3 protein-coding genes and 1 riboswitch are annotated in these 2,490 nt (G+C 40.6%); all 3 genes read right to left on the bottom strand.

What is annotated here, in order from left to right; translation table 11 throughout:
- Window positions 1-241: 241 nt before the first annotated feature.
- Window positions 242-317: riboswitch (cyclic di-GMP riboswitch) on the bottom strand.
- Between the two features lie 203 nt (window positions 318-520).
- The gene (locus DXA97_RS19570) at window positions 521-1,084 is read right to left on the bottom strand and encodes a chromate transporter (protein ID WP_118721445.1); all 564 of its coding nucleotides are present in this window, start codon (window positions 1,082-1,084) and stop codon (window positions 521-523) included.
- Window positions 1,081-1,659 (bottom strand): chromate transporter, encoded by a 579-nt coding sequence (locus DXA97_RS19575; RefSeq protein ID WP_118721446.1) that lies wholly within the window; start codon window positions 1,657-1,659, stop codon window positions 1,081-1,083. Before DXA97_RS19575 ends, DXA97_RS19570 begins: the two co-directional genes overlap by 4 nt.
- Before the next feature lie 179 nt (window positions 1,660-1,838).
- Window positions 1,839-2,315, bottom strand: coding sequence for a GNAT family N-acetyltransferase (locus DXA97_RS19580; protein WP_118721447.1), 477 nt, complete (start codon window positions 2,313-2,315; stop codon window positions 1,839-1,841).
- Window positions 2,316-2,490: the final 175 nt, after the last annotated feature.

Here is a 2,490-nt window from a genome sequence, read left to right on the forward strand (position 1 = left end):
CATCAAACGATTTTCCCACAGATAAACGGTAAGATGATCATCGTTTTTAGATACTTCTTTCTTTGACTGTCCACATCCAGACAAGACAGCAGTTGCTACAAGTACACCTGACACCACTGTTATCAGACAACGTTTTGCCTTTTTCATACTTTACCTCTTTCTTTCCTGGTAAAATCATTATTGTTACGTCTGTGAAATAACTCCATAAAAAAGCACTGTCAGACAGACAGTGTACATCATTTCATGCAACTGGCTGCCATTTTAAAGGCCCTGTAGCTTTGCGTCCCAGACTTTCATCTGGTTTGCCGATTTCCTTATTATAGCTTTTAAACTTATGTAAAAAACTGGTTTTATTATACTATAGCGCTCTACTGTACACAAGAAAAACATTACCGTTTTAACGCCTGAAAACCAAAAAAAGAACAGCCGATAGACGGTATGAAATGATGTGCTTGAATATTCGTATTAAGCCATATCTGCATCACTGCGTCCATATCGCTATCGCTGTATTGTCTTAATTCTATATTCCGTACACTGCCATGCCCGCTATTGCGGATAATACGATTAAAAGAATAGGCGACAGCTTCTTCTTTGCAAAATGCCTATACCCAAACATCGAAGCAACCAGAATTGCCGTAAGGATGATTGCCTGCAAATTAATCTGGATTGCTGAAATCGCTCCAAAGCAGTTTCCAAAGACCATATAAATACCCGTTGCAAGAACAATGCCGATCACACAGGGCTTCAGACCACGCAAAACCGCTTGAACATACTTGTTTTTCAAAGCGGTTTTAAGTAAGGCCGTTACCAAAAGGATAATCAGGAACGAAGGAAGAACAACCGCCAATGTTGCAATTACGGCGCCAAGAAAGCCTGCTTGGCTGCTTCCAATATAAGTAGCAAGGTTAACCATAATTGGTCCGGGTGTGCTTTCGCTGACAGCGATCATATAGGTCAGCATTTCATCGCTCAGCCATCCGTAAGACATTACTACATCACGAATCAAAGGAATTGCGCCGTAGGCTCCGCCAAAGGCAAAGCATCCGACTTTTAAGAAACCGAGAAACAGATCAAGATAAATCATTTCTTTGCACCGCCTTTCTGATCGGGTGCACCGTTCAGAACAAAAATCGTCAGACTCACAACTGCCGCAATCAGCATCAGACTGATCGAGGAGAAATTCCATGCGAAGATATTGATACAGAGCATCACAATAGCGGAGCAAATCATAATCGCTCTGGGCAGTTTCTTCTTGTGCATTTTCTTAATCATCGTAAACGCTGCATCCAAAATTAAAATTCCGACTGCAATTTTGATACCCTTGAAGGCGTTGGCAATGATGGTCAATGCCAAAAAGTTATCCAGAAACATGGAAATCAGATAGATAACCACAAAGGACGGAACAATTATGCCCAGTGTTGCTGCCAATGCACCAACAAAACCGGCTTTCTTATATCCGGTAAATGTTGCACAGTTAATGGCAATTGGACCGGGAGTTGACTCCGCAATGACGGTCACATTCATCATTTCATCGTGGGTAATCCATTGTTTTCTTTCCACGCAGTTGTTTTCAATCATAGAAATCATGGCATAGCCACCGCCAAAGGTGAACAAACCAATCTTTGCAAAAGTAAGAAACAAATCAAGTAAGATATTCATTCTTGTTCGCCCTCCTTCCGGTACTCACATTGGCAGATCGTCATATCTCGGTCAACGGTAAGGGAGGCAGTTCGCATCAATTCAAACTGCTCGGTAAGGTAATCTACGGCATCCTGCAAGGGCAGATAATGTGTGTGATAATTACACAGATTGCGTTATAATAAAAGATAGATGGAATCTCATCCCTCTTCACCTACTTTCGTTAAGTCAATCCAATATCTTTGTTCTATGACACCATCAACCTCTACTTCATTTTCAAGGACACCGCCATTATTGATAATACTTTTTGCTGAGCCAATATTTTCCTTATCACATACCATCAACACTTTTTCTATTCCCAGTTTTCTACATTCATCTAATGCAAGAGCTATCATTTTAGTCGCAATCCCTTTTCTTCTCTCAGATGGTCTTACTCCATCACCAATATGGCCTCCGTTACGTAATAGCGATTCATTCAAATAATGTCTGATATTTACAGCTCCGACCATAATATTTCTATCTTCATCAAAACAAAAGAATGTAGAATCCGGTACCAATGAACTACTACCATCTTTAATCTCTAAGTTATTACAATAATTCTCAAAATCCCTATAATCCAATCGACGAATTGCATATGGAACAATTTTCTCACCAAAACCATTCCATTCCTCCATCATGTAACTTATCTGGCTACGATATTCTTCCGAAGCCTTTAGTGAACTACATCGGCAATTGAATTACCGAGCATCTGATTACGAAGCATAGCTCCGTAGTTTCAGGGGTGCGTCCATGACACCCTTACTGCTACCCAGGTGGGTTACACAGCTACTTTTATTGTTTTTGTACTGCTCA

The sequence above is a fragment of the Clostridium sp. OF09-36 genome, from assembly GCF_003481985.1.
Taxonomy (GTDB): domain Bacteria; phylum Bacillota; class Clostridia; order Lachnospirales; family Lachnospiraceae; genus Brotaphodocola.

Coding starts and splice junctions, on each gene's coding strand:
- DXA97_RS19570 (WP_118721445.1), bottom strand. CDS start 1,084: ATGATTTATCTTGATCTGTTTCTCGGTTTCTTAAAAGTCGGATGCTTT.
- DXA97_RS19580 (WP_118721447.1), bottom strand. CDS start 2,315: ATGATGGAGGAATGGAATGGTTTTGGTGAGAAAATTGTTCCATATGCA.
- DXA97_RS19575 (WP_118721446.1), bottom strand. CDS start 1,659: ATGAATATCTTACTTGATTTGTTTCTTACTTTTGCAAAGATTGGTTTG.